The organism is Pseudonocardia thermophila (assembly GCF_900142365.1).
Classification (GTDB): Bacteria; Actinomycetota; Actinomycetes; order Mycobacteriales; family Pseudonocardiaceae; genus Pseudonocardia; species Pseudonocardia thermophila.
In genome coordinates, this window is record NZ_FRAP01000002.1 from 155906 (window position 1) to 175831 (window position 19926).

Annotated in this window: 21 protein-coding genes and 1 pseudogene; 7 read left to right on the top strand and 15 right to left on the bottom strand. The window is 73.8% G+C overall.

The window, feature by feature from the left end; all coding sequences use genetic code 11:
• Positions 1–11: 11 nt before the first annotated feature.
• Positions 12–1004 carry a glycoside hydrolase family 6 protein gene (locus BUE41_RS03020; protein WP_073455536.1) on the bottom strand — a complete coding sequence of 331 codons (993 nt, stop codon included), beginning with the start codon at positions 1002–1004 and terminating at the stop codon, positions 12–14.
• A 91-nt stretch (positions 1005–1095) separates the two neighbouring features.
• Between BUE41_RS03020 and BUE41_RS03025 the strand changes: the two genes are divergently transcribed.
• Entirely contained in the window at positions 1096–2010 is a 915-nt protein-coding gene (locus tag BUE41_RS03025; protein ID WP_200803741.1) for a (2Fe-2S)-binding protein, read from the top strand.
• A gap of 50 nt (positions 2011–2060) precedes the next feature.
• Here BUE41_RS03025 and BUE41_RS03030 read toward each other — a convergent pair whose 3' ends face one another.
• A complete protein-coding gene (locus BUE41_RS03030; protein WP_073455293.1) occupies positions 2061–2921 on the bottom strand; it encodes an RDD family protein in 861 nt (286 codons plus the stop codon).
• A gap of 31 nt (positions 2922–2952) precedes the next feature.
• On the opposite strand from BUE41_RS03030, the gene BUE41_RS03035 reads away from it, so the two are divergent.
• On the top strand, positions 2953–3951 hold the full coding sequence (locus BUE41_RS03035) for a stage II sporulation protein M (protein WP_073455294.1): 999 nt from the start codon (positions 2953–2955) through the stop codon (positions 3949–3951).
• A 15-nt stretch (positions 3952–3966) separates the two neighbouring features.
• The gene (locus BUE41_RS03040; protein WP_073455295.1) at positions 3967–4842 is read left to right on the top strand and encodes a carbon-nitrogen hydrolase family protein; all 876 of its coding nucleotides are present in this window, start codon (positions 3967–3969) and stop codon (positions 4840–4842) included.
• 86 nt (positions 4843–4928) lie between these two features.
• On the opposite strand, the gene BUE41_RS03045 is transcribed toward BUE41_RS03040, so the two are convergent.
• The 6 genes from BUE41_RS03045 to BUE41_RS03070 form a co-directional block, all read right to left on the bottom strand.
• A complete protein-coding gene (locus BUE41_RS03045) occupies positions 4929–6221 on the bottom strand; it encodes a DUF58 domain-containing protein (RefSeq protein ID WP_073455296.1) in 1293 nt (430 codons plus the stop codon).
• 13 nt (positions 6222–6234) lie between these two features.
• Complete coding sequence (locus BUE41_RS03050; protein WP_073455297.1) at positions 6235–7200, bottom strand: AAA family ATPase; 966 nt, start codon at positions 7198–7200, stop codon at positions 6235–6237.
• Positions 7197–8345 carry a DUF4350 domain-containing protein gene (locus BUE41_RS03055; RefSeq protein ID WP_073455298.1) on the bottom strand — a complete coding sequence of 383 codons (1149 nt, stop codon included), beginning with the start codon at positions 8343–8345 and terminating at the stop codon, positions 7197–7199. Before BUE41_RS03055 ends, BUE41_RS03050 begins: the two co-directional genes overlap by 4 nt.
• Complete coding sequence (locus BUE41_RS03060; protein ID WP_073455299.1) at positions 8342–8959, bottom strand: DUF4129 domain-containing protein; 618 nt, start codon at positions 8957–8959, stop codon at positions 8342–8344. Before BUE41_RS03060 ends, BUE41_RS03055 begins: the two co-directional genes overlap by 4 nt.
• A gap of 2 nt (positions 8960–8961) precedes the next feature.
• Complete coding sequence (locus tag BUE41_RS03065) at positions 8962–10074, bottom strand: DUF7847 domain-containing protein (protein WP_073455300.1); 1113 nt, start codon at positions 10072–10074, stop codon at positions 8962–8964.
• 64 nt (positions 10075–10138) lie between these two features.
• Positions 10139–11350 carry a YibE/F family protein gene (locus BUE41_RS03070; RefSeq protein WP_073455301.1) on the bottom strand — a complete coding sequence of 404 codons (1212 nt, stop codon included), beginning with the start codon at positions 11348–11350 and terminating at the stop codon, positions 10139–10141.
• 58 nt (positions 11351–11408) lie between these two features.
• On the opposite strand from BUE41_RS03070, the gene BUE41_RS03075 reads away from it, so the two are divergent.
• Positions 11409–11924 (top strand): class I SAM-dependent methyltransferase, encoded by a 516-nt coding sequence (locus BUE41_RS03075; RefSeq protein ID WP_073455302.1) that lies wholly within the window; start codon positions 11409–11411, stop codon positions 11922–11924.
• Here the strand turns inward: BUE41_RS03075 and BUE41_RS03080 are convergent.
• Positions 11921–12265: a nuclear transport factor 2 family protein gene (locus BUE41_RS03080; RefSeq protein WP_073455303.1), complete on the bottom strand. Its 345-nt coding sequence runs from the start codon at positions 12263–12265 to the stop codon at positions 11921–11923. The two genes, BUE41_RS03075 and BUE41_RS03080, sit on opposite strands and share 4 nt — an antisense overlap.
• 74 nt (positions 12266–12339) lie before the next feature.
• Between BUE41_RS03080 and BUE41_RS31645 the strand changes: the two genes are divergently transcribed.
• The 3 genes and pseudogenes from BUE41_RS31645 (at position 12340) to BUE41_RS03095 (ending at position 13986) form a co-directional block, all read left to right on the top strand.
• A complete protein-coding gene (locus BUE41_RS31645) occupies positions 12340–12936 on the top strand; it encodes a TetR/AcrR family transcriptional regulator (protein WP_073455304.1) in 597 nt (198 codons plus the stop codon).
• Positions 12933–13484, top strand: a pseudogene (locus BUE41_RS32805) (RDD family protein); the annotation flags it as partial. The gene BUE41_RS31645 and the pseudogene BUE41_RS32805, both read left to right, overlap by 4 nt.
• 157 nt (positions 13485–13641) lie before the next feature.
• Positions 13642–13986 carry an avidin-fold protein gene (locus tag BUE41_RS03095; protein WP_073455306.1) on the top strand — a complete coding sequence of 115 codons (345 nt, stop codon included), beginning with the start codon at positions 13642–13644 and terminating at the stop codon, positions 13984–13986.
• 380 nt (positions 13987–14366) lie between these two features.
• Here the strand turns inward: BUE41_RS03095 and BUE41_RS03105 are convergent, their stop codons facing one another.
• The 6 genes from BUE41_RS03105 to BUE41_RS03130 form a co-directional block, all read right to left on the bottom strand.
• Entirely contained in the window at positions 14367–15218 is an 852-nt protein-coding gene (locus BUE41_RS03105; RefSeq protein WP_073455308.1) for a class I SAM-dependent methyltransferase, read from the bottom strand.
• 35 nt (positions 15219–15253) lie between these two features.
• Positions 15254–16360, bottom strand: coding sequence for a YeiH family protein (locus BUE41_RS03110; RefSeq protein WP_073455309.1), 1107 nt, complete (start codon positions 16358–16360; stop codon positions 15254–15256).
• Complete coding sequence (locus BUE41_RS31115) at positions 16357–16497, bottom strand: hypothetical protein (protein WP_200803742.1); 141 nt, start codon at positions 16495–16497, stop codon at positions 16357–16359. Before BUE41_RS31115 ends, BUE41_RS03110 begins: the two co-directional genes overlap by 4 nt.
• Before the next feature lie 133 nt (positions 16498–16630).
• Positions 16631–17524, bottom strand: a complete 894-nt coding sequence (locus BUE41_RS03120; protein WP_073455311.1) for an ABC transporter permease — start codon at positions 17522–17524, stop codon at positions 16631–16633.
• Complete coding sequence (locus BUE41_RS03125; RefSeq protein ID WP_073455312.1) at positions 17514–18293, bottom strand: ABC transporter ATP-binding protein; 780 nt, start codon at positions 18291–18293, stop codon at positions 17514–17516. The genes BUE41_RS03120 and BUE41_RS03125 overlap by 11 nt, the downstream gene beginning before the upstream one ends.
• 7 nt (positions 18294–18300) lie before the next feature.
• The gene (locus BUE41_RS03130; protein ID WP_073455313.1) at positions 18301–19371 is read right to left on the bottom strand and encodes an ABC transporter substrate-binding protein; all 1071 of its coding nucleotides are present in this window, start codon (positions 19369–19371) and stop codon (positions 18301–18303) included.
• Positions 19372–19926 lie beyond the last annotated feature (555 nt).

Genomic DNA, 19926 nt, shown 5'->3' on the forward strand with positions numbered 1-19926 from the left:
GTCGGGGCGGTCTACAGCCCGACCAGCCCGAGGGCGTACTCCTCGTACCACTGCCCCGCGGGCGGCGCGCCGCCGCAGTCGCCGTCCGACTCGCCCGGCCGCTTGATCCACAGCAGGGCGTCCACCAGCGGGATGCCCGGGTCGAGCGTCGGCGGTTCGCCGATCCGCCTGCCCGGTGGGTTGCACCAGCCGTCGGGCTCGTCGGGGGCGCCGTTGCGGCTGGTGTCGATCACGAAGTGCGTGCCGCCGAGCAAGGCGGAGATCGCCGTCCCGTACTCGACGTTCGCCTCCGTGCTGGCGAAGTAGGAGACGTTCAGGCTGAAGCCCGCGGCCCGGTCCACCCCGGAGCTGCGCAGCGCGTCAGCGGTGGCCTCGACGTCGCCGGTGAAGCTGGGGTGCCCGGCGTCGATGTAGACGGCGGCGCCGGCGTCGGCGAGCTTCGCGGTGGCGTCGGCGAGCAGCGCGAAGCGCTCGTCCGCGTCGCGGTCACAGCTGCCCTGCAGGGCGTGCGGGATGGCGTCGGGCTCCAGCACCACGATCGCGCCGCTGCCGCGCAGCGCCTCCGCGAACGCGCTCGCCCAGGCCCGGTAGGCGGCCCCGTCGGAGACCCCGCCGCCGGAGTAGCCCGCCCCGCAGTCGCGACCGGGTATCGAGTAGCCCACCAGCAGCGGCCGCGCCCCGGCCGCGCGGGCCCGCTCCAGGTACGGGACGACCGCGTCCGCGACGTCGTCGGCGCTCCCGCCGACCCACAGCGGCTGCGGCTGCCCGGCGATCCGCTCCAGCGCGGCGGCCTCGGCTTCCCGGCCCTGCGCACGGTGCTCGCGCACCTGGTCGGGTGCCGCTCCCTCCGGGTCGACGTAGAGGTGGTCCGGGCAGACGAGCCCGGTCGCGCACGGCACTGCGGCCGGGGCGGGCGCGGCGGCGAGCGCGGTGGCGGCGAGCAGTGCGACCAGCTGGGGGAGCACGATCGCAGGTTCGCAGACCCGGGCGCGGTCCGTGATCATGACCACCCGGTCGGGTGGTGATGATCACTCGGTCCGGTGCGGCTGCCGCCCGGTCGGCAGCACTGCGTGGTCCGGCAGGAGGATGGTCGGCGTGACCTCGATCCCCGCCGTCCGCGTCCGCGGCCGGCACACCGACGTGCTCGGTGCGGTGCTGCGCACCGCCGGCTGGACCGTCGTGCCCGACGGCCCCGCCGATGCCGAGGTCACCGGCCACGCAGACGGCATCCGGGCCCAGTGCGCCGGCACCACGTCCTGGCTCGCCGATCAGGCCCAACTGGGGCGCTGGGCGCGCACGGCCGCCGTCGGCCCGCCCCTGCGGGCCGGGAACGCGCAGGTCGGGGCGGTTCTCGAGGCCGCCGCGGGCATCGGCCCGTTCTTCGCCGTGCAGGCGGGACCACCGGACGGGGACGGCTGGACCGCCCTCGACGCACCCGGCCTGGCGACGCTGACCGACACGGTCGGGGAACGGATCGGCGCAGCCGAGCGCCGGGTCGCCGCGTCGATCATGTTCCAGGGACTGGCGTCCCGGCTGCTCTCGCCGGTGCTCGCCGGGCTCGCCCACGGCGTCGTCCTCGACCTCGATCCCGCTGCCGTGTTCGTGCGCAGCCGGCCCGGTGAAGCGATGGCCCTGACGTGCGAGTGCCCGGGTGGCTGGCTCGCGCCCGAGCTGGACGTGCGGTTGGTCGCCGAGGTGCTGCTGGAGCAGCAGCTGCGGCCGCTCCTCGAGACGGTGGCCGCGGACGCGCGCGTCGCTCCCGGCCTGCTGTGGGGCAACGTGGCGTCGGCGCTGGTCGGCGCCCTGCGGGTGCTCGGCCGGGACCCGGTGGCCGCCCGTGCGGTGTCCGGGCTGCTCGCCCACGGACCGCTGGTGGGCACCTGGGAGGTGGGTCCGGCCGGGTTCCGCCGCCGCTCCTGCTGCCTGTACTACCGCGTCCCCGGTGGGGGTTACTGCGGCGACTGCGCGCTGCTGCCCAGGGGCTCCGCGTCGAGACCGAACCTGTGGTGATCAACAAGGCTCTTCGATCACCACGAGTTCGTTCTCGACGCCCTCCCCGGTCAGCGGGGGAGGGCGAACCCGTCCGGGGGCGGGGGCGGGACCTGCGGCGGCCGAGGCGGGGATGCGGTCGGGACCGGCGGGGGCGGGGCCACGGCGTGCTGTTCCCCGGCCAGCCGCACCGACTCCCGGCGACTCCGTTCGGCGAGCACGGCCGCGAGGAACGCCTCCGGCGGGGTGCCGGGCGGAGGTGGCGGGCTGACCAGCCCCGCCACCTCCGTCGCGAACGACAGCGCCATCGCCGACCGCGCCTGCGGATCCATCTCCGGCGCCCGCACGAGGAACTGGCGCACCGACAGGGCCAGCGAGTCCGGCAGCTGGGAGAGCGCGAGCGAGCTCGCCCAGTCGGCCAGCATCGGCGGCATCCCGATCGCGGCCCCGGCCGGGGTGCGGACCCGGTCACGCACCACGACCGTGCCGGCGAGCAGATCGCCGATGCGCTTGCCGCGCGGCGAGATCAGCGACGAGAACAGCGCGACCGCGCCCGTGAACCCGCTGACCAGGCCGAAGTCGACGACCAGCCCGGCCAGGCCGCGGGCCAGCGCGTGCCGGAACCGGATCGGCCCGCCGTCGTCACGCACCACCCGCAGCCCGACGATCAGTTTGCCGAGGCTGCGGCCGCGCGTGAGCGTCTCCACGGTGACCGGCACCCCGACGAGGATCAGCACGGCCGTCCCGATCGCCATGGCCGCGGCGAACGCCGGGTCGGAGTCGAACAGGCCGGTGAACGCGTACCCGATCAGCACCAGCACCGTGGCGGTGATCAGCAGGATCGCGTCGATCGCGAACGCCAACGAGCGGGAGGCCAGCTGCGCCACCGGCAGGTCCACCACCACGGCCTCGCCGGTGATCACGTCGCGCACCCGGCCATTGTGCCGCGGATAGGCTGGCGTCGTGGACGTCGACGCCTACACGGCCCGGCACGGCCCCGAGTGGCAGCGGCTGCAGCGGCTCGTCGCCCGATCGTCGCGGTTGTCCGGCCCGGAGGCCGACGAGCTGGTGATGCTCTACCAGCGCACGGCCACGCACTTGTCGACGATCCGCTCCGCGTCCCCCGACCCGGCGCTGGTGCAGCGGCTGTCGCAGCTGGTCGCGAACGCCCGTGCAGCGATCGCGGGCGTGCACACCCCGGCGTGGAGGGTGGCGCTGCGGTTCCTCGTGGCCGGGTTCCCGGCCGCGCTGTACGCCGGCCGTCGCTGGTGGCTGACCACGATGGCGGCGAGCCTCCTGCTGTGCTGGGTGATCGGCACGTGGGTCGCCACGAACCCGGACGTGCAGGCCGCCGTCGCCACGCCGGAGGAGATCCGCAGGCTCGTCGAGGCCGACTTCGAGCAGTACTACTCGGCCGCGCCCGCGGGGTCGTTCGCCGCGCAGGTGTGGACGAACAACGCGTGGATCGCCGCGGTGTGCCTGGTGTCCGGGATCCTGCTCGTCCCGGTGATCGAGGTGTTGTGGCAGAACGTGCTCAACATCGGCGTCGCGGGCGGCATCATGGCCGGTGCCGGCCGGCTCGACCTGTTCTTCGGCCTGATCACCCCGCACGGGCTGCTCGAGCTGACGGCGGTGTTCGTCGCCGCCGGTGCCGGGCTGCGGCTCGGCTGGACCCTCGTCGATCCCGGCCCGCTGCCGCGCACCACCGCGTTGGGCCGGGCCGGTCGCGCCACGGTCGGGATGGCGATCGGGGTGGCGCTGCTGCTCGCGGTCTCCGGCGTGATCGAGGCGTTCGTGACCCCTTCCGGCTTGCCGACGTGGGCGCGTGTCGGCATCGGGGTGGCCGCCGAGCTGGCGTTCGTGGCGTACGTGTGGGTGCTGGGCAGGCGCGCGGCTCTGGCCGGGATCACCGGCGACGTGGAGGAGGGGGCAGCCGGCGACGTGCTGCCCACGGCGGGATAGCGGAGGAAGCGGCGGGTGAAGGACGTCGTCGACGTCGCACTGGTGCAGTTCGCGCCGACCACGCTGGACCCGATCGCCAACCGCGAGGCGATGATCGCAGCGGTGCGCCGGATCGCCCGCGAACACCCGGCCGATCTGGTGGTCTTCCCGGAGCTCGCGACCACCGGCTACCCGCCCCCGGACCACGACGCGTGGTACGGACGGCTGCTGGCCCGAGCCGCGGAACCCGTGCCCGGCCCGACGACCGAGGCGTTGTGCACGGTCGCCGCCCAGACCGGTGCGCACGTGGCGACCGGCATCGCCGAGTTGCGGCCCGGCGGGGACCTGGCCAACGCACTGGTCCTGGTGACCCCGGCCGGGCGGATCGTCGTGCACCGCAAGGTGCACCTGTTCGGGACCGAGGCCCACTACTTCGTGCCCGGCGACCGGCTCAGCGTCGCCGACACCGATCTCGGCCGGATCGGGCTCTCGGTCTGCTACGACTCGAAGTTCCCGGAGGCGGCCCGCTCCCAGGCGCTCGCCGGCGCGGAGATCCTGGTCTGCGTCTTCGCCTACGCCGACGATCCCGCCGCCCCGCTCGATCTCCTCACCCACCGCGCCGTCGTCCGGGCCTGGGAGAACCAGGTCCACTTCGTGGCCGTGAACCGGCTCGGCGAGGAGTACGGCGTCCGGTACGTCGGTCGCAGCGTCGCCGCCGACCCGAGCGGGCGGATCCTGACCCGCGGCCACGGGGCGGAGGACCCGGTCGTGCGGGCGAGGCTGACCCGCCGGGCCCTCACGGAGGTGCGGCGCGGCCCGGCCGACCGGCGCCCGGACGTGTACGGCGACCCCGCGCCCGCGGTGGTGGTGCAAGCCCGTACCCCGCCGCACCCTGGCCGGGAGAGCGCATGATCACCGAGTTCGCCGGAGCTCCACGAACGGCACTCCCGTGAGGAACGGTGCTGACGAGAGTGCCGTTCGTAGAGGTTCATCGCGGGTCAGAGCTTCCCCGCTGCCTTGAGCGCCAGGTACGCGTCCGCCACCGCCGGCGCCAGCCGCTCCGGTGGCTCGTCCACCACTGTCACCCCGCGCCGCGTGAGCTGCGCCGCTGCCGTTCGCCGCTCGGCCCGCGCGCGTTCGGCCGCGGCTGCCGCGTAGACGGCGGCGGCGTCGGACCGGTCCGCGGCGAGCTCGTCGACCCGCGGATCGGCGACGGCCGCGACGATCACTGTGTGCCGGGTGAGCAGCGCGGGCAGGCCCGGCAGCAGCCCCTCGGTGACGATGGCCGGGTCGAGTCCGGTGAACAGCACGACGAGCGAGCGGCGGGTCGCCCGGGCCAGCACGGCCGCCACCATGCCGCGCACGTCGGTCTCCACCAGCTCGGGCTCCAGCGGCGCCATCGCGTGCACCAGCGACGGCAGCAGGTTCCCCCGGCCCGCGCCGCCGGCCTGGGCGCGCACGGTGCGGTCGTAGGCGAGCAGCCCCACGGTGTCCCCGGCCCGCGCGGCCAACGCGCCCAGCAGCAGCGCCGCGTCCATCGCCGTGTCCAGTCGCGGAGCGTCGCCGACCCGGCCCGCCGACGTCCGTCCCGTGTCGAGCACGATCAGCACCTGCCGGTCGCGTTCCGGCCGCCACGTCCGCACGACCACGTCGGCGGCCCGGGCGGTCGCGCGCCAGTCGATGGAGCGCACGTCGTCGCCGATGACGTACTCGCGCAGCGAGTCGAACTCGGTGCCCTGGCCGCGCACCATCACCGCGGTCCGCCCGTCGAGCTCCCGCAGCCGCGCCAGCCGGGAGGGCAGATGCCGGCGGGAGGTGAACGGCGGCAGCGCCCGCACCGTCCACGGCACGTCGTGGCTGCCCTGGCGGGCGGCGAGCCCGAGCGGGCCGAACGACCGGACGGTGACCCGGTCGGCCCGCCGGTCCCCGCGCCGCGTCGGCGTCAGCGTGGTGGTGAGGCGGCGCCGCTCCCCGGGGGGCACGGTGATCCGCTGGCGCGACGGCGCAGCACCGGCGCTGGGCGGCCAGGCGTCCCGCACCAGCGCACGCAGGGCTCGCCGGCCGGGGTTGGCCACGACCAGCTCGACGGTCGCGGACCCGCCGAGCCGCACCGCCGCGTCACCGGAGCGGCGCAGTCGCAGCGCGGACACCGGCGCGGCCAGCACCACGTCGGCGACCACTCCCACCAGCAGCACGGCCAGCACCGCGAGGAACGTCGCCGGTCCGGGCAGCAACCCGCACACCACCGCGCCGACGCCCGCGGCGAGCACCAGCCGCCCGGTCAGCGCCACCGCAGCACCCCGGTCACCGGGGGACCGGCACCGTCGCCAGCACGCCGTCGATCACCGCGTCCTGCGTCACGCCGTCCAGCTCCGCCTCGGGGCGCAGCCGCAGCCGGTGCCGCAGCGTCGGCCGGGCGAGCGCCTGCACGTCGTCGGGGGTGACGTAGTCGCGGCCCGACAGCCATGCCCACGCCCGGGCGGCCGCGAGCAGCGCCGTCTCGCCCCGCGGCGACGCCCCGAGCATCACCGACGGCGCCGTCCTGGTGGCCCGGCAGACGTCGACGATGTAACCGATCACCTCGGGCGCGAGCGTCACCGCGGCGACGGCGCGGCGGGCCGCCTCGATGTCGGCCGGGCCGGCGACCGCCGTGACCCCGGCCGCGGTCAGGTCGGCCGGGTCGAACCCGGCGGCGTGTCGGGACAGGATCGCGATCTCGTCGGCCCGTTCCGGCAGCGGCATCGTCAGCTTCAGCTGGAACCGGTCCAGCTGCGCCTCCGGCAGCGGGTAGGTGCCCTCGTACTCGATCGGGTTCTGCGTCGCGACGACGACGAACGGTTCGGGCAGCTTCCGCGGCTCGCCCTCGACCGAGACCTGCCGCTCCTCCATGGCCTCCAGCAGCGACGCCTGGGTCTTCGGCGGCGTACGGTTGATCTCGTCGGCGAGCAGCAGGTTGGTGAACACCGGGCCTTCCCGGAAGGAGAACTCGGCGGTGCGCGCGTCGTAGACGAGCGAGCCGGTGACGTCGCCCGGCATCAGATCGGGGGTGAACTGCACCCGCTTCGCGTCGAGCGCGAGGGTGGCGGCGAGCGCGCGCACGAGCAGCGTCTTCGCGACTCCCGGCACGCCCTCCAGCAGCACGTGCCGGCGGCACAGCAGCGCCACCACCAGGCCGGTGACCGCCGCGTCCTGCCCGACGACGGCCTTCGCGACCTCACGCCGCACCGCGTGCAGGGCTGCCCGCGCGGTCTCCGCGTCGGGGAGTGTCATGCGCGGCGCACCTCCGCTTCGCAGGCGTCCAGCGCCCGGGCCAGCTCGATCATCGCGGAGTCGTCCACAGGGGGTGGACCGTACAGCAGGGCGTCGACGGCCGCGGGTGCCCGGCCGGTCCGTGCGGCCACGGCTGCGACCATCCCCGTCCGGTCACCGGTGCCGACGAGCGTCGCCAGCCGGTTCCGCGCGGCGTCCCGCAGGACCTCCGCCGCGTGCCCGCGCGCCCGCGCCCGCCGGTACAGCCGCGCCCGGCCCTCCACGGCCTCCGCGGCGCGCACCGCGACGGGCAGCGGCTCGACGACGACCCGGCCGAGCCGCCGCGCCCGCCACAGCACCGCGAGCAGCGCGGTGACCCACCCCATGTACGTCGCCCACACCCAGCCCTCCGGCAGCAGCTCGGTGAGGCTGCGCTGCTCGTCGACGGGCACCCCCTCGGGCACCGCGCGGAACCACACCAGCCGCGGGTGCGCGCCGAGCAGGTTCATCGCCAGCGCTGCGTTGCCCTCGTCGGCGAGATCGGCGTTGGTGAACGCGTCGTCGCCGCCGAGCACGACGACGGTCCGCCCGCCCGCTCGGACCTGCACGAGCGCCGCCGCGCCGTGCTCGTCGGGGTAGCAGGTGATCGCGTCGCGCGGGGCGCGGTAGGTGACCGCGCCGGTGACGGCCGGGCCCGCGGCCACCGCCGCCGGCAGCAGGCAGGCCGCCGGCATCGGGATCTCGCTCCCGGTGCGGCTGTCCACGGTCACCCCGGGGGCGAGGACCTCCAGCTGGCCGTCGCTCGGCGCCAGCAGCACCAGGTCCGCCTCGGTGGCCGCCAGCGCGTCGAGCTGGATCCGGGAGAGCCGCTCGGGGAACGGCACGAGCACGGTGGCGCCGCGGCCGACGTCGTGCAGATCGGCGGAGGTCCGCGCCTCCTCGACGGTGACGCCGCGTTCGCGCAGCAGGGTCGCCAGCGCCATGCTGCCCTGCTGCGCCGGGGACTGCGGATCAAGGACGCCGCGGTTGGTGCGCGGGCTCAGCGCCGCGACGACGACGGCCACGGCGAGCAGGAGCGCCGCGATCGCGAGCGGTCCCCGCGCGGCTCGCCACAGGGCCCGCGGATCCCGCCGCAGCGCCGTGGGCGGTTCGGTCGGCGCTGTCATGCCCGGATCGCGGGTCGCGCCCGCGCCACCGCCGCGTCGACGGCCCGCAGCTGCGCGTCCATCTCCTGCGTGGCGGGGCGCTCGCCGTACCAGACGTCGTCGAACACCGCGGCGGCCGCGCGCAGATCGGTCGCGCACTGCGGGAGCACCGCACCCGCCTCGCGGGCGGCCTCGTCAGCGGTCCGGCCGGGCCGGACGTCGAGCAGGTCGCGTTCCTCGAGGCCCCGCACGATCGCGCGCATCCGCGACCGCACGGCCTCGGCCCACTCGCCGCGCGCGGCGAACGCGTCGGCCTCCCGACGGTGCTCGGCCGCTGGTACCGGGCCGCCGCTGAACAGCTCCTGCGCGCCGTACGTGCTGCGCCCGACCGACCCGATCCGCAACCGGATGACCACGATCGCGGCCACCAGCACGGCGAGCAGCACCAGCAGCGACAGGTACCCGCCCGGTGTCGCGTCCGCCGCCACGGCGATCAGGTCGGCGATCCGCTCCACGATCCAGTCGAAGATCGTCGCGATCAGGCCGCGGTCGTCGTGGTAGATCGGGCGGGCCAGCTCCCGGGCCGCCGCATCGGCCGCCTCGTCGCGGCCGATGTCGATCGGAGGCAGGGTCATGATCACCCGCCGACGGCGCGTTGCAGGGTGATGTCCAGACCCTCCCGGCGCATCCGCTGGTCGAAGTAGATCAGCCCGGTGACGCCGGCCTGGAACGGTGTGGTGATCGCACCCGCGATCACCCCGCCGAGCGCGGTCAGGACCAGCCCGAGCGGGGAGAGCTGCCCGGACAGCGGATCGTCGCTGACCGCGAGCGCGGCACCCGAGAACGGCAGCGCGAGGATCTCCCCGATGATCGCGATGAGGACGGTCGTGAGCAGCAGGGTGCCGAAGACCCGCCACCACTGCGGCGCGACCAGTCGGCGCGACCGACCGAACGACGCGATCGCGCCCGCGTGCTCGAGCACGTACGCCGGGCCGATCAGCGCCCACGACACACCCAGGTAGATCGCGCCGGCGATCCCGGCGAGCGTGCCGAGCAGCAGCAGGCCGAGGATCGAACCGGGCCCGGCGTCGAGCGCGATCGCGGCGAAGGCCGGGACCAGCCCGAGGAACAGCACCGCCGAGACGCCGAGGGTGGCGAGGATCGAGATCCCGAGCAGGCCCGGTATGCGGCCCTTGACCGCGCGCCACGCCTCCGCGATCTCCATGCGCCGCCCCAGCACCGCCTGCGACAGCACGACGATCAGCAGACCGGTCAGCATCGACGTGACGAGGAACCCCAGCAGGCTGGACGCCAGCAGCGGCCCGATCAGCCCGGAGACGTCCTCGAGGTAGCGGTCCACGTCGCGGGCGGCGTCCTCGGGGTTCGGCAGGGTCGCGACCCCGAACACCAGCGACGCAGCCAGCTGCGGCAGCTGCGCGATCGCCGCGACCACGGCGGAGAGCCCGATCGTCGCCTTCGGGTTGCTGCGGATGAAGCTGATCGCGCCGTCGAGGACCTCGCCCAGCCCCAGCGGACGCAGCGGGATCACCCCCGGCCGGATCGTGCCGCGCCAGCCGGGCCGCTGCCCCGGCGGCGGACCCCACTGGCCACCCTGCGGGGCGTACTGGGGTGGGTAGGGCTGGTTCTGCGGCGGAGCGGGGGTCTGCTGCTCGGGCGCGGTCTGCGGCTCGTCCCGACGCTGCTCCGGCGACCTGTCGTCGGGCCGGGCCCACTCCGATGGCTCGTTCATCACACCCCTGTCGTGCCGTCCGGTGCCCCATCGTGCCAGGTGGCGGTGGGCCGCCTGCCGCTGATCACCGCCGGGTCACCACGGCGACGGCCAGCGCCGTCGTCACCGGTACCGACGCGACGATCCCGATGCTGCCCACCAGTGTCCGCACCACCTCCACGGCTATCACGTCGACGGTCAGCGTGTCCGCCAGCCCGCGCTCGGCCACCGAGAACAGCAGCAGCAACGGCAGCGCCGCGCCCGCGTAGGCCAGCACCAGCGTGTTCACGGAGGACGCCACGTGGTCGCGGCCGATCCGCATCGCCGCGGCGAACAACCGCCGCGGCCGCATCCCGGGATCGGCGGCGTGCAGTTCCCACACCGCCGAGGTCTGGGTCACCGTCACGTCGTCGAGCGCGCCGAGCGCCCCGATCACCAGCCCGGCCAGCACCAGCCCGCGGCCGTCGACCGCCGTGCCGAGCGCCCGCGACAGCCCCGCCACGTCCTCCGAGGCCCCGACGATGTGCGCGGCCTCGACGAACACCGCGCCCAGCGCCCCGATGAGCACCAGCGACGCGAGCGTGCCCAGCACCGCCGTCGAGGTGCGCGCCGAGAACCCGTGGGTGAGGTACAGGACCCCGAACATGATCGCGCACGCCCCGGTGACCGCCACCGCCAGCGGATCCCGCCCGGCCAGGATCGCCGGCAGCACGAACGCCAGCAGCACGAACCCGGACAGGCCCAGCGCGACCAGCGCCGCCACCCCGCGCCACCGCCCCAGCGCCACCACGGCCGCCGCGAACAGCGCGGCCAGCACCGCCAGCGGAGTGCTGCGCTGGAAGTCCACGACGTCGTAGCCGATCGGGTCGTCCGCGTCCCCGGACTGCACGAGCACCACGTCGTCGCCGGCCTGGTAGCGGATCATCCCCTTCGACAGGACCGTCCGCACCTCCTGCCCGGCGACCGGCCCGCCGGTGAGCGCGATCGTGAGCTGCAGGCAGCCGGTCGGATCGGCGTCCGGATCAGCCTCGTCGCACGGCACCTCGGTCACCGTCGTCACGTGCCCGGGCACGCGCGGACCCGCCGACGCCGCGGCGTCCGTCCGCGCGACGCCCGACCACGGAGCGAGCAGCACGAGCGCTGCGGCCGTCGCCAGCGCGGCCGGGACGAGCAGGACCGCGATCGCGATCCGCACCCCGCGCCCGGCCGGGCCGGCGGGGCGGTGGCCGTGGCCGTGGGCCACGGCCGGGAACGTCGGCGGATCACCGGCTCGGCGGCGATGACGGGGGCGGTTCACGCCGTGATCGTCCCGCCCAATTGCTGATCATGGTGTCCGGGATGTGTAGCGTGTCCGAATGATCGTGCCAGCTCGCATCGACTACGCGCTGCGGCTGCTCGATCCGGCCCCCTCCGAGCAGGTCCTGGAGTTCGGCTGCGGGCGCGGCGTCGCCGCCGGGCTCGTCTGCGACCGGCTCACCACGGGCACGCTGCTCGCGCTCGACCGCTCGATCACGGCGATCGAGCACACCGTGCGGCGCAACGCCGCCCACGTCGAGTCCGGCCGGTTGCGCGCGCAGTGCGCGAAGCTCGACGAGCTGGGCTCGCTCGTCGCCCCGGCCAGCCTCGACGCAGCGTTCGGCGTGAACGTGAACCTGTTCTGGACGGGCACCGCCGAGCCGGAGCTCGCGGCGCTGGCAGAGGCGCTGCGCCCCGGCGGGCGGCTGCTCCTCTGCTACGGCGCCCCGCCGCCCGGCTCCACCCGCCGGGTCACCGGGGTGATCGCCGCGAGCCTCACCGCGCACGGTTTCACCGACGTCGTCGAGCACGACGCCCCGGCGGGCTCGGCGGTGTCCGCTCGGCGACGGCCCTAGATCTGCTCGAGCGTGTAGCGCACGGTCTGGGCGCGGATGCCGTTCTCGCTGAACACGAACGTGTCGATGCCGTCGGTGGCCCGGGTCTTCTCCGAGACCGCCTGCCACTCGATGAACAGGATGTCGCCCACGAAGTGCTGGGTCGGTACGGACCACTGCGCGTTCGGCAGGTCCTTGAGCAGCTTCTCGAAGCCCTCCCGCACGCCGGCCTTGCCGTGCTTGACCCCGTCCGGGGTGATGAAGACCGCGTCGTCGTCGTAGTCGGAGACGATGCCGTCGATGTCGCCTGCGATGAGCACTTCGGCGTGGTGCTTGAAGATCTCCTGGGGGGTGCGCGCCATGGTCTGAACGTAGGACGCGGATGTGAGCTGCGCCACCCCCCTTCGGTTAGGGAAGGGCTGGGTAGCCTCGCCGCGTGACACGGCTGTCGGTCGACGAGCGGCGGCGGGCGCTGGTGGACGCCGCGATCCGCGTGATGGCCCGCGACGGGATCGCCAAGGCGACGACCCGCGCGATCGCCACCGAGGCCGACATGCAGCTCGGGTTCTTCCACTACTGCTTCAGCTCCAAGGAGGAGCTGCTCGCCGTCGTCGTCGAGACGATCACCGAGCGGAACGTCGCCGCCGCGATGGCGGCCGTCATCCCCGGCCGGCCGGTGGGGGAGATGCTGCGGGACGGGCTGCGCGCCTACTGGCGCGGCGTCGAGGACGACCCGGCCACCCACCAACTCACCTACGAGCTCACCCAGTACGCGCTGCGCCGCCCCGGGCTCGACGCCGTCGCCCGCCGGCAGTACGCCGCGTACCTGCAGGCCACCACCCGGTTCCTGGAGGCCGTCGCCGCAGCGGCGGGCGTGACGTGGACGGTGCCGGTGCCCGCGCTGGCCCGGCACGCCGCCGTCGTGCTGGACGGGGCGACGCTGTCGTGGCTCGTCGACCGGGACACCGCGGCGACGCTCGCCGTGCTCGACCAGGCCGCCGCCGCGATCGCCGCCGGGACCCGTCCCGGGTGATCGGCGCGAGGATCGCGGGACGGTCGACCCTCCCGGGGTGGACACGTCATCGACAGCTCGAGCCGATCGAGGAACACCCGGGGAACCAACCGTTCGATCCCAGCAGGCCCAGTACGGACAGCCCCACGGCGCACCGCCCTACGGCCGGCCGAACCACTACGGGTCCGGGCAGCCGCCACAGCCCGTCGACCATCCGCAGCCGCCCGGGTGCGGCCAGCCCTACCCTCCGGGCGGTTACGGCGCCGCGCCCCAGATGGTCGCTCGCCGGCTGGGGCTCGCGCGTCGGCGCCTTCCTGATCGACGTCGGGCTCCGCCACGCCGCCCAGGTCGTCGTGGGGTTCGTGGTCGTCCTGCTGGTCCGACGCAGTCGACCGCGCTGGCGGTCGTGGTCGGGTTCCTGGGGTCCTGGCGCTGAACGCGCTCGCGGTCCGGGACTACGGTACGGCTACCGACAGGGCACCACCGCTCAGACGATCGGCAAGCAGCTCGTCGGGCTGGAGCTGGTGAGCCTGCAGAAGGGCGCGCCACTCGGGTTCGGGATGGCGTTCCTGCGCCAGATCGCACAGCCTGCCCTTCTGCGTCGGCTACCTGTGGCCGCTGTGGGACCCGATGAAGCAGACTTCGCCGACAAGGGTGTGCAACACCGTCGTGATCTCCGTACCGAAGGGCTGAGACGAGCCCACCCGCCGTGCGAGGCTGGTCGGCGTGACCGTTCCCAGCCTCGACGGCCGCACCTTCGTCGGCGTCAGCAACACCGGCGACGGCGAGGTGGACACGGCCACCGTCTTCACCTACCACGAGCGCGACGGCCTCGTGTGGGCCGAGTACGCGGGTGGCGGCATCCGGCTGGGCCGGCTCGCCGGCACCCGCACCGGTGACGAGCTCGACTTCCGGTACGTGCACGTCTCGACCGATCTCAGTACGAGCAGCGGACACTGCCACGCGTGGTTGGAGCTGCTGCCCGATGGGCGGATCCGCTCCAACGAGGAGTGGGAGTGGGAGTCGCGGCCGGGGTCGGGGCGGAGTGTGGTGGAGGAGCATCCGGATTAGTGCGGTTCCGGGGGTTCGACCCGGGACGCTGCCCCTGGACCCCGGGCCTCCCGACGGTAGGGCCGGGTGGAGCTCCCGCTTCGCTCAGCTCTCCTCACGCACGCAGCAGCCGCGGGATCCACGGCACCCTCGCCACCCCCATCACAGCCCGCGCCGACGGCCGCTGCACCGCCCCTACTGCGACACCCCGATCCACCACATCGATCACCGAGTCCGCCACAGCGACGACGGACCAACCGAACTCGGCAACGGCAACGGCACGCTGCACATCCACGCCGAGGAGATCGGGGTCGCCCGGCGACCACCCCGGAAACCGGCGCGGCGAAGTCGCGCTCCGTGAGAGTCACTCATCCAGCCCGCGGTCGTTCGGAAGGACTCGTTCAGCGGGTCGCCGTCACCACGTGGATCGCGCCGTCGAGCACCACGTCGCCGTCGGCGTCGACGTGGTCGTGGAACACGTCCGTGATCGCGGCGAGCGCGGCGGCGCGGCCGTCCTCATCGAGGGGCGTAGCGGCGATGCGCATCGGGCCGAAGTCGATCGCCATCTCGGCCGCCGCGGCCGGGGTAAGGCCGCCGCCGAAGCGCATCGGCAGGCGGTGCGCGACGCACCGCACCTCGCGCCAGCCCGCACCCTCCAGCAGGCGGGTCGTGGCAGCCGGGTCGTGCAGCGAGAACGCGCCGTGGTCGGGTGCGAGGCCGCCCGGTTCCGGGATGCCGCGGTCGGTCAGCACCGCGAGCACGGCACCGAGGGGCACGCTGAACAGCGGCGAGGCGGTGCGGTGCTGCCACACCGCGGCCACCAGCCGGGCTCCCGGCCGGGCGGCCGCAGCGAGCCGGGAGAACGCCGCGTGCGGATCGGCGAAGAACATGACGCCGAACCGCGACAGCACCACGTCGTAGACCTGCTGCGGTGGCGTCCACGTGGTGACGTCGGCGCACACCCAGTCGATCGGGGCGCCCACGGCGGGGACCGCGGCCGCGGCGTCGAGCAGCGGGGCGGCGATGTCGATGCCGGTCACCCGGCCCGAGGGCCCGACGAGCTCAGCCGCCTGCCGGGTGGTCGGCCCGGCCCCGCATCCGACGTCGAGCACGTGCTCGCCCGCGCGCAGGCCGGCCGCGGCGAACAGCACGGCGGAGACAGGGGCGAACTGCCGGTCCAGCGCCTCGGCGCGCATCAGCCAGCGGGTGACGCGGTCGCCGGTCCAGGCGTCGGCGGGCGAATCGGTCGTCACCCCGCCGACCCTACGGCGGCGGGGCGACGCACCCATCAGGCCCCGAACCCGGAGAAGAGCAGCACCGCCAGGCCCAGACCGACCACCAGGTTCACCGCGGTCGCGCTCGCGAACACCCCGACGGGCCGCCAGCCGACCTCCTTCAGCGGAGCCACCCGGAACTCCAGCCCGATCGAGACGAACGCGAGGATCAGGAAGATCGTCCGCAGATCGTTCACGCTCGAGATGAGCGGCTTCGCCGCGGCCGAGCCGACGACGGCGGTGAAGACCGTCGCGATGATCGACGCAGCGAGGAACCCGAGCACGAACTTGGGGAAGCGCTCCCACAGCTCGCGGCCCCGGCCGCGGCCGATGTCGGCGCGCCGCTCCACCCGCAGTGCGAACCACGCGGTCAGCGCCACGGCGACGACGCCGAGCAGCGCGTTCTGCGTCGTCTTGACGATCGTGGCGATCTGCAGGGCCTCCTCGCCGACGAGCGCCCCAGCCGCGCTCACCGCGGCGGTCGTGTCGATGTTGCCGCCGATCCAGGCGCCCGCCACGGGTTGGGCGAGCCCGAGCGCGTCGACCGCGAGCGGCAACAGGAAGATCGACGGCAGCGCGAACAGCACCACCATGCTGGCGGTGTAGGCGAGCTGCTCCTTCTTCGCCTGCACGGCGCCCGCCGCGGCGATCGCGGCGCTCACTCCGCAGATCGACACGGCCGTCGACAACAGCGCGCGCAGCCTGTCGTCGAGGCCCAGGCGGCCGCCGAGCCACCACGTGAAGCCGAAGACGATCGAGATCAGCAGGAGGGCCTGGACGATCGCCGGACCAGCGGCGCTCACGATCACCGAGAAGTTGATCGAAGCGCCGAGCAGCACCAGACCGGTCTTGATGAAGAACTCGGTGCGGAAGCCGCCGGCGAGCCGGTCGCGCACACCGAGCTGGGTGAGCACCACGTTGCCGATCAGACCGAGCACGATCGCGTACACCGGGTACTCGATCGCGGCGGCGACGTCGCCGAACGCGGTGCCCTCGGTCCACGCGGGCAGACCCTGTTCGAGCAGGCGCACCAGCGCGCCGATAGCGATCACGACGGCGACGCCGCCGATCACCCAGGAGGTCGAGCTAGCGGTCGTTCGGGTGGTCGGGGCTTCGGTCATGGGATCAGCCACCCCGGGATCACGCCCGCGAGCACGAGCAGGAGCAGGACGAGGCCGACGATCGTCGCCAGCCAGTCCTCGTTGAGCGCGGTGCGGCGGGCGGCGCCGACCGCGGGGTCGTCGTCGGAGGAGGACACCGTGGATTCCGTTTCCGTGAGGAGGGACAGGGTCGACGGAGGCGGTGTCGAGCTACAGAGTTCGTCGTGGGCGTGCTGCCGGCGCGAGGGCCAGACCTCCTCCAGGTCCCAGAGCACGGCGGCGGGCACGGCGCTACGAGGCGAGTCCGCGGGCGCGCAGCACCCGACGCTCCAGAGGACGGAAGACCAGCAGTTCGATGCCGATGCCGACGATCAGGATGAGGAAGATCGCTGCGATCACGCCCGGCATGTTCGAGAAGTCGCTGCCCTGCTTGAGGTAGGCACCGAGGCCGAAGCCGAGCAGGGGACCGGCAGCGATGATCTCCGCGGCCATCAGCGAGCGCCACGAGAACGCCCAGCCCTGCTTGCAGCCGGCGAGGTAGCCGGGCAGCGCAGCGGGCAGCAGGATGTGCCGGGCCGCGGTCAGCCCGCCCGCACCGAGTACCTTGCCCACACGCGGCAGGATCGGCGGGATCTGGTCGATGCCGGCAACGAGACCGTTCGCGATCGATGGGATCGAGCCGGCCAGCACGACGAAGTAGATCGTCGCGTCGGTGAGGCCGAACCACAGCACGGCCGCGGGAACCCACGCCACCGACGGCAAGCTCTGCATGCCGGTCAGCAGCGGCCCGATCGCTGCGCGCACCACCGCCACGCGGGCCACCAGCAACCCGAGCGGGGTCGCGATGAGCAGCGCGATCGCGAAGCCGATGAAGGCGCGGCTGATCGACGTCCACAGGATCGTCCACACCTGGCCGTCGGCCACGGTCGCGGCGAACTCGTCCCACACCGCGGCCGGGGCGGGCACCTTGAACTCGCTCGTGATCGCCGAGGCCCAGACGATCTGCCAGATCACCACGAACAGGGTCAGCGCCACGAACGGCGGCAGCCAGGTGCTGAGCAGCTTGCGCCACCACGGGGTGGCGACGACCGTCGGTGTGTCGAGCGCGTCGAGCCCGGCGACGGCGGCGGCATCGGTGTCGGCGCCGGCGTCGTCCGGTCGCTGTCTCTCCAGATCAAGCGGCATGGCTCGTGATCACCTCCCGCAGCCGGGCGGTGATCTCCTCGTGCAGCCGTTCAGAGTTGGCGCCGACCGTCCACTCCCGCACGACCGTGCCGGGCCGCGACGACAGCAGCACCACCCGCTGGGCGAGCCGGACGGCCTCGCGCACATCGTGGGTGACGAACAGGATCGTGATGCCGGTGGCCCGCCACACCCTCAGCAGCTCACCCTGCAGCACGTCACGGGTGATGGCGTCGAGCGCGGCGAACGGCTCGTCCATCAGCAGCAGGCCCGGGGTGTCGGCGTCGGTGACGCTCGTGGCGGCGGCGAGCGCGCGCGCGAGCGCCACCCGCTGGCGCATCCCGCCCGACAGCTCGTGTGGACGCTTGGCGGCCTGGCCCCCCAACCGCACCAGCTCCAGCAGCTCCTCGGCGCGCGCTCGCCGCTCCTTGCGGCTCATCCCCGCGAGCCGCAACGGCAGTTCGACGTTGCGGCCCGCGGTGAGCCACGGCAACAGCGCGGACTCCTGGAACATCACCGACGGCCGGGTGGTGCGCACGTCCAGCGTGCCCGACGTCGGCCGGTCCAGGCCCGCGACCAGGTTGAGCAGGGTCGACTTGCCGCACCCCGAAGCGCCGAGCAGACACACGAACTCGCCCGGCGCGACGGCCAGGTCGATGTCGCGCAGCGCCGTGACGGCCGACGGGCCGCTGCCGAACGTCTTGTGGACTCCGGTGAGCGCGACGGCGGGGGTGCGGCGCACGGGTGCCGAGCGCTCCAGGGTGGCGGTCATCGGTTCCTCATCCCTGCTCGTCGAGGCCCGCGGCGTCCACCGCGGGCAGACCGGCGGCCTGCCGCACGTTGTTGAGCGCGGTCAGGTCGACGAAACCGTTCAGGTCGACCTCCTTCTGCTGCGCGCCCGCAGTGACGCTGTCCTTCGACAGCTGCGGGAACGTCGCGGCGAGGGGGTCGCTCGAGAAGGACAGCTCGCTGAAGGCGCGGTCGAGCACCGCGGGGGAGAGCGACGAGCCGGTGAACTCCTTGATCGCGTCGTTGGTGACGGTCTTGGCCTCCGCCTGGTTGTTCTGGGCGAAGTCGATCGCCTTCTGCTCGCCGCGCAGCAGCGCCTCGACCGTCTCCGGGTGCTGCTGCAGGAACTCGGTGCGCACGATCAGCACGGTGGTGGGGAACTGCCCGCCCGGCCACAGGGTCTTCTCGTCGACGAGCACGTGCGCGCCGGCGTCCACCAGCCGGGAGCTCCACGGCTCCGGCAGCCAGCCGCCCGCGATCTCGCCGGAGCGGTAGAGATCGAGCGTGCGTGGGTTGTCGAGGTTCTGGACGGTGACCCTGTCCGGACCCTCGCCGATCTCCAGCCCGTTCTCCTTGAGCCACTTCTTCAGCGCGACGTCCTGGGTGTTGCCGAGCTGCGGCGTCGCGATGATCTTGCCCTTGAGCTGCTCGGGCGCGGTGATGTCGGGGGTGGTGACCAGCTGGGCCCCGCCGGAGGTGGACCCGGCGATCAGCCGGATCGCCTGGCCGTTCGACTTCGCGAACGCGTTGATCGCGGGGCTGGAGCCGATGAACCCGGCGTCGAGCGAACCACCGAGCAGCGCCGAGACCTCGTCCGGGCCGGCGTTGAACTGCTGGGTCGTGAGCTTCGTGGCGCCGAGCTCCTCGGCGAAGAAGCCCTTCGCGTCGCCGATGAGGGCGGGCGCGTGGGTGATGTTCGGGAAGTAGCCGAGCCGCAGCTCGGCGGCCGGGCCGGTCGCGGCCTGCTGGGGGGCGGGCGACTCCGTGGCGCGGGAGCAGCCGGCCAGCGCGGTGAGGGAGATCAGGGCGGCAACGAGCAGACTTCTGGTGCGCGAGCGCATGGAAGATCCTCGACGAGTGGTGGAATGAGGGGGAATCGACGGTCGGAGATGCGCCTCGGAGGCGCGGTAGATACCTGTGCTGAAGGCGGGGCTGAAGACTGTGCTGAAGGCCGTGCTGTAGGGGACGAAAAGGCGATCAGCGAGGAGCGATCAGCGACAGAACTCGTCGAAGGCGAGGCCCCGGCGCGACGGCCAGAAGCGCTCGAGGTCCATGACCAGCACGCGAACCCGCTGCGCGTGTGCGCGCGTCAGAGCGGGGGCGGTCATCACGCCGACCATCGTCTGTGAACGGCGCCCCCGATTCAACCGTTCGTCCGAGTCGCGGGATGGTTCGGAAATGTCCGGACAACTGGGTTTATGCAGGTCAGTGCGGCGTGTCGGGTGTGGAGTGACGCAGGTCTCCCGAGAACGCCCCGTTCGGCCCAATCGGCAACGTCCGTACAGCTGTCCTCGAACGGGTTCGGGGCGTTTCCGGTCCGGTAAGGCCGATCACCGAGAGATCATCCGCGGCCGCGTGTTCCGTGTGGTGAGATGTGCGCCCGGTGCGGCGGCGAG

Coding starts and splice junctions, on each gene's coding strand:
- BUE41_RS03020 (WP_073455536.1), bottom strand. CDS start 1,004: ATGATCACGGACCGCGCCCGGGTCTGCGAACCTGCGATCGTGCTCCCC.
- BUE41_RS03050 (WP_073455297.1), bottom strand. CDS start 7,200: ATGACACTCCCCGACGCGGAGACCGCGCGGGCAGCCCTGCACGCGGTG.
- BUE41_RS03055 (WP_073455298.1), bottom strand. CDS start 8,345: ATGACAGCGCCGACCGAACCGCCCACGGCGCTGCGGCGGGATCCGCGG.
- BUE41_RS03060 (WP_073455299.1), bottom strand. CDS start 8,959: ATGACCCTGCCTCCGATCGACATCGGCCGCGACGAGGCGGCCGATGCG.
- BUE41_RS03065 (WP_073455300.1), bottom strand. CDS start 10,074: ATGAACGAGCCATCGGAGTGGGCCCGGCCCGACGACAGGTCGCCGGAG.
- BUE41_RS03075 (WP_073455302.1), top strand. CDS start 11,409: ATGATCGTGCCAGCTCGCATCGACTACGCGCTGCGGCTGCTCGATCCG.
- BUE41_RS03080 (WP_073455303.1), bottom strand. CDS start 12,265: ATGGCGCGCACCCCCCAGGAGATCTTCAAGCACCACGCCGAAGTGCTC.
- BUE41_RS03110 (WP_073455309.1), bottom strand. CDS start 16,360: ATGACCGAAGCCCCGACCACCCGAACGACCGCTAGCTCGACCTCCTGG.
- BUE41_RS03120 (WP_073455311.1), bottom strand. CDS start 17,524: ATGCCGCTTGATCTGGAGAGACAGCGACCGGACGACGCCGGCGCCGAC.
- BUE41_RS03125 (WP_073455312.1), bottom strand. CDS start 18,293: ATGACCGCCACCCTGGAGCGCTCGGCACCCGTGCGCCGCACCCCCGCC.
- BUE41_RS03130 (WP_073455313.1), bottom strand. CDS start 19,371: ATGCGCTCGCGCACCAGAAGTCTGCTCGTTGCCGCCCTGATCTCCCTC.